Origin of the sequence: Aequoribacter sp. (genome assembly GCF_965659035.1) — a bacterium.
Classification (GTDB): domain Bacteria; phylum Pseudomonadota; class Gammaproteobacteria; order Pseudomonadales; family Halieaceae; genus Aequoribacter.
Genome location: NZ_CBFHWH010000109.1, coordinates 1 through 5939 on the forward strand (window position 1 = coordinate 1; position 5939 = coordinate 5939).

Sequence of the window (5939 nt, forward strand, 5' to 3'; positions counted from 1 at the left end):
GATTGCGCCTTCTCGGTCAGGAGGGTGCTGTTTTATTGCGGTTGATGCGGCAGAAGATGCCCCAGCTGACGCGCTTTTTGCGCCGATACCAGCTGTTGATGGACAGGTCAGAGTATTGGTGACAGATGCTGAGCAAATGAGCGTGACCAGCGAAGCGCAGATTCCCCTGAGCGAGGGGCTGACGGTAGAGGGGCTTTATCTTCAGGATTCCCAAGCGCAGGTCGTGAGCTCGAGTAGCTGGTGGGGCGCTTATGGGTGGCGTAGCGAATCTGTCGGTGATTGGGCGGGACAGCGGCTTGAGATCGAGGCCTGGTCTTTGGCCAACCCGCTTACGCCGACTGCCAACGGCAGACTTCGAATTGAAGGGGGCTATGTTCAGAGTCGTAAAGTGGGTTCGACGGTCACGGTCATCAGTCGCTTTACGCCGGACCTGCCAGATTATAATTATTACCCCAGTACTCAAGAGCAGCTAGACGCCAATCTTGCCGCTCTAGAACAGCTGGATATCGAAGAGATTTTGCCGAAAGTTCAATGGAACGATGAGGCGGTGCAGCTTCCTCCGGCGACAGCATGTTTGCGAGTCAATCCCAATCACGAGTGGGCGGGTGCACCTATTCCTTATCCTGTGCTGACGATGGTGACGCAAGTTGATGCCGCTACAGCAGAGCCCTTGAACATTCAGTGTTACTTTGGAGATGTCTCGGGCGTGTATGTCACAGCAGATCATTTATATTTGCTGGAGAATGACAGTGGTCTGGCGCCGGCTACGTTACTACACCAATTCGCGATGAGCCCGTCAACCGAGTATCAAGGTTCGGGGCGCGTTGAAGGGCAGCTGTTTTTGGGTGGTCAGCGAGACTTTAGGTTGAACGAGAACGCCGGGTTTTTGCGCCTGTTTACGACGAGCATTACCGAGGATCCGGACGATCGCTTCGATCATCGATTGTGGATTTTGGATGCTAATGTTGTGGATGGTGAGCTCGCCGTTACAGCGCAATTGCCCAATGATGTTCGAACTGCAGCAATCGGAAAGCCTAATGAAGATTTGTACGGCGTAAGATTTTTGGGTGACAGGGCTTACGCAGTTACCTTCGAGCGGCTTGACCCTCTGTACGTATTTGATCTCACTGATCCTCGGGATCCAGCCATTGCCGGGAGCTTGGAAATTCCTGGGTTTTCTAACTTTCTTCATCCTGTAAGCGAAGACGTTTTGCTCGGCATCGGCCGCAATGAGTTGAACAATCCTAAAGTTGAGCTGTTCAATGTCAGCGACCTGAGTCAGCCTTTGAGCTTAGGGGTCGTTGATTTAGGCGTCGATTTACTATGGTCTTACACGCCAGCTGAGTACGATCGTCGTGCCTTTACTGTGTTAGCAGATGATGCCTATCGTTTCACGGTGCCTGTGAGCGGCACCACGGATAGCGATGGGTTTTATGCTCATGAAAAGCGACTCTTCGGCTTCTCTATTGAGTCGCCAGCCGTCGCGAGCCAAGCTAGGCTTGTCTCTCAAGGGTATATGAAGGCGTCGGCAGAGGATCTCAATGCGGCAGACGAACCCATGCGTTCGGTTATTGATGGCGAAACCGTTCTGTTCGTGACAGGCACTTCCTTGTATTTTGCGCCCTGGTCTGACCTGGCGTCGAGTATCGGGCCAAATTAATCGTCGCATTCGATGAGTTGTTAGCTACTGGCGATGCTCTGCAGGGACATCGAGCTCGCTTTGGCATACACTGGTGCCTGAATTAAGGAGTGTTGTTATGTTTAAACGATTTTTCAGCAAGCTCGGAAGTTTTTTAAGTGCTTTGCGTGGTTTTGTTCTGAATCTTATTACGTTTGCGATTGTCATCGCGCTGGTCTCGGGAGTGGTTCAGTCTATCTTTGATCGGCCAGAAGAGCCCACAGCGGAGGGTAAGGTTCTGATGATCGCTCCAAAGGGATTGGTGCTTGACCAAGAAACTTTTCCCGATGAGTTGGAGTTTCCCTTCAACATGTCGGATGTTGAACAAATCCAAACGCGCGATTTGGTGGCCCTGCTACGACGGGCCGCTGATGATTCGTCGCTGGCGGCTATCAGCATAGATTTTAGTGAGACGGGCTTTGCTGGACCGACGACGGCTTTAGCGGTGGCAAAAGAACTGTCAGCACTGCGTGATACCGGTAAGCCCATTATTGCTTATAGTCGAGCGCTGGGTACCGGAAGTTACTTAATGGCGTCGCAAGCAGATGAAGTGTTTGTGCATCCAGCTGGAGCGCTGTCGGTATCTGGTCTGGGCGGTTATCGCGATTACACCCGCGATTTGACCGACAAACTGCGTATTACCGTGCACAATTATTCTCAGGGCGACTACAAATCAGCAACCGAGGGACTCACCAGACGTGACATGAGTGATGCCGACCGCCAGCAGCGCACTGAGCTGCTGCAACCCATATGGCAAGAAATGAAGGCGCGTATGGCGGCAGGACGAGATGTCGATCCTAGCGTCATTCAGGACATGGCTGACAATTACTCGGTGCCCCTGCTGGGTGAAGCGGGTTACCATAATTTGGCCCAAGCTGAGGCAATGGGATTGATCGATGGCACCATGAACTTTCCGGAATACCGCGAGTACATGATGGAACGCTTTGGGAAAATCACGAAAGACGGCCGTGATACCTATCCGCATATTTCGATGAATGAGTATGCATCATTAACACAGGATGCACCTGAGCAACATGAAAACGCGGTGGCCGTTGTGTTTGTGCAAGGTGGTATTCAGGAAGGATCGCAGGGTCCGGGCGTTGCCGGTGCCGACGATATCGCAAACTTGTTGCGAACCGCCTATTCCAAGGACAGCACGAAGGCCATTGTACTGCGTGTGAACAGCCCGGGTGGTTCCATTATTGCGAGTGAGATGATCCGCGATGAGGTCTCTGCGGCTCAGCGCAAGGGTATTCCCGTGGTCGTAAGTATGGGCGACGTGGCAGCGTCTGGTGGTGTGTGGGTGAGTATGTCGGCTGACAAAATTTACGCCGAGCCCACTACTATTTCAGGGTCGATCGGTGTTGCTGTGGCCTTTCCTACGTTCGAGCGCGTCATGGACTGGGCGGGCGTTAATTTTGACGGCGTTACAACGGCAGAGAATACCGGCTGGTCACCTGTGTTGCCAATGAGCGACAAGTTAGATGCTCTGTTTGCGCGTTGGGCCTCAACCGCCTACGATCGCTTCGTGAACTTGGTGGCGGAGGGTCGCAATAAAGAGCCCGATTACATCCGATCCATTGCCGGTGGTCGTGTTTGGATCGGCAGTAAGGCGCAAGAGCTTGGCTTGGTTGATGCGATGGGCGATTTGGATACGGCCATTACTGCCGCCGCGGAGTTGGCGCAGCTGGAAGATCACAGCGTCGATTATGTGACTAAAAAGCCCTCAAAAGCGATGATGATCCTTAAAGAGTTACAGGGTGGCATTGGTGTGCGTGTATCGAGCGAAGTGATTACTTTTAGCGACTACATGAACCGCATCTTTGGGGTATTTGAGGATGTGTCTGAGCCGCGCGCCACTGTGCTATGCACCGAGTGCATGGTCGAGTTGTGAGTTATTGGGGCCGGACACTTTGGTGTCCGGTCTTGGTTTTCTTGCGAGCGCCATCGGTTGAAGCTAGCCTAGGGATCTGGGGCGTAAGCCTCGGCGCTCTTTACTGCTGTTCCATAAGGGTCAAAGACGAGCGTTGATCAAACCCATGAGCGTTTGGGTTGATGCGTCGAACTCGCTCAAATCCGCCTCTTTAGGTAACAGCTCGTTCGTGAGCTTTTTGCCCAGTTCCACACCCCATTGGTCGAAGGAGTTTATTCCCCACAACGACCCTTGCACAAAGACTTTATGCTCGTACACAGCGATCAGTGCACCCAGCGATGCGGGCGTCAGTTGTTCTATCAGAATCATAGTTGATGGTTTGTCACCGGGGTAATCCCGATAGGCCTGACCGTCGGGGGCGGGTTTTCCGCTCATCAATGCCGATGCCTGAGCAATCATATTGACTAACAAGGTGCGATGGTGGGTTGCATCGCTGAGTGTGTCTTGCAAAGCGCCAATAAACTCCACTGGAATGGTATGAGTCCCTTGGTGCATGAGTTGAAAAAATGCGTGCTGGCCATTAGTGCCGGTTTGGCCCCAGACAATAGGACCGGTCGCTGTGTTGGCACGAGTGTTGTCGCGCAGCGTACTTTTGCCGTTGCTCTCCATGTCCAATTGCTGCAGATACGCGCTGAGTAAGCCTAGACGCTCGCAATAGGGAATGACTGCTTGTGTGGGGTAGCCCAAGAAATTGATGTTCCAAATGCCGATTAATGCCATCAATACGGGGATGTTTTGATCGAGAGGTGCCTCGGCAAAATGCTTATCTAGGGCGTGGGCGCCTTGCAGCAATTGGCTGAACGCTTCACCGCCTATCGCACAGGCGATACCAAATCCGATACTTGACCACAGTGAGTAGCGGCCGCCTACCCACTCTTCAAAGGGGAGGACTCTTGCAGGAGCGACACCGTAGCTTACTGCATTAGCGGCGCTCGCGGTGAGTGCGACCACGTGCGACGATGCCTCCACCTGCTCAATGTCCAGTCCTTGACGCAACCACGCGAGTGTTGTCTTAGCATTTAACAGGGTTTCTTGCGTGGTGAACGTTTTGCTCGCAATCGCAACCAACGTGGTTTCCGGATTCAGTGTCTTTAACAGTGAGTAGATTTCCGCACCGTCGACATTCGATATAAAATGCACCGCTAGTGTGTTGTGTCGAAACTCTCTGAGCGCTTCATACACCAATTTAGGCCCCAAATCAGATCCGCCGATGCCGATGTTAATGATATCGGTGATCGGTTTGCCTGTGTGCCCGAGCCATTCGCCGGAACGTATTTGCTCTGCCGCAGTCAGCATCCGGGCTCGCTGTAGGTAGACGGTGTCGCGGTACTCGCTGGTGAGTGCTGCGATATCACCAAAGTCGCGCAGCGCTGGGTGAAGTACAGCGCGACTCTCGCTGGAATTGATCGGTTTGCCTTCAAATAATGCTGATCGGTGGTGGTTCAGGGGGGATTGTGCTGCAAATTCAAGCAACAGCTTGAGTTGCTGTTGAGAGACTTTGTTTTTTGATAAGTCCACACGCAATCCCGCAGCTTCTAGTGTTAGATCGCTGACGCGTTGCGGCTCTTGCTTGAATAAGGCGGCAACATTTGGGGTGTCTGCGGCTGTTAGTTGAAGTTGCGCCCAAATGGCGCTGAGTTCCGGACGAAAGTCTAACACGTGATATGATCCTTGAAGCGATGGGCGAATGGCTGAGGCCCAAATGTTACCATAAGCTCGCAGCGAAATTGGTGCTGTTGTGAATTGAACAGAGTTGAATAGGTATGAATGAAGACGAGTACTGGATGGGGCAAGCCCTGCTACAAGCGGAGCAGGCGTATGCGTGCGGTGAAGTCCCAGTCGGTTGCGTTATTGTGAGAGACGGTAGTCTCATAGCGAGTGGTCACAATGTGGTGATTAGCACTGCTGACCCTAGTGCTCACGCCGAAATTGTTGCCTTGCGCCAAGCAGGTAGCTGTGTCGGAAATTATCGTTTGGTTGATGCGAGTCTCTATGTCACGCTGGAGCCCTGTCTGATGTGTGTTGGAGCGATGGTGCACGCCCGAGTTCAGCGACTCATATTTGCAGCAACCGAGCCAAAAGCGGGCGCTGTGTGTAGTCGTTGTGAGGCTCTAAATTTTGACCATTTGAATCACCGGGTCCAGTGGCAGGGAGGTGTCATGGGCCAGCAATCAAGCGAGCTTTTAAGTCGTTTTTTCAAAGAGCGACGAAGACTAAAAAAATCTGAGCGCCAGAGCTCGTAGCGATACAGAAAAACTGTTGGCACTGACGAGCGATTGAGGCGTGCATCACAGCCCTAACAGATGCAGCTCCTGAAGCGTTTCAGGG

Annotated in this window: 4 protein-coding genes; 3 read left to right on the plus strand and 1 reads right to left on the minus strand. The window is 52.6% G+C overall.

Going from position 1 to position 5939, the window contains the following annotated elements; genetic code table 11:
* Positions 1-1660 (plus strand): beta-propeller domain-containing protein (locus ACTF5Z_RS11005; protein WP_438985672.1); only part of this gene is annotated, 1660 nt, incomplete at its 5' end.
* Between the two features lie 97 nt (positions 1661-1757).
* A complete protein-coding gene (gene sppA, locus ACTF5Z_RS11010) occupies positions 1758-3572 on the plus strand; it encodes a signal peptide peptidase SppA (protein WP_438985673.1) in 1815 nt (604 codons plus the stop codon).
* A 120-nt stretch (positions 3573-3692) separates the two neighbouring features.
* Here the strand turns inward: sppA and pgi are convergent, their stop codons facing one another.
* Positions 3693-5270: a glucose-6-phosphate isomerase gene (gene pgi / locus ACTF5Z_RS11015; RefSeq protein ID WP_438985674.1), complete on the minus strand. Its 1578-nt coding sequence runs from the start codon at positions 5268-5270 to the stop codon at positions 3693-3695.
* Between the two features lie 104 nt (positions 5271-5374).
* Here pgi and tadA point away from each other — a divergent pair, with 104 nt between their 5' ends.
* Complete coding sequence (gene tadA / locus ACTF5Z_RS11020) at positions 5375-5854, plus strand: tRNA adenosine(34) deaminase TadA (RefSeq protein WP_438985675.1); 480 nt, start codon at positions 5375-5377, stop codon at positions 5852-5854.
* Positions 5855-5939: the final 85 nt, after the last annotated feature.

What these genes read in the sequence shown, in the direction of transcription:
- sppA (WP_438985673.1), top strand. Translation starts at nt 1,758, where the DNA reads ATGTTTAAACGATTTTTCAGCAAGCTCGGAAGTTTTTTAAGTGCTTTG.
- tadA (WP_438985675.1), top strand. Translation starts at nt 5,375, where the DNA reads ATGAATGAAGACGAGTACTGGATGGGGCAAGCCCTGCTACAAGCGGAG.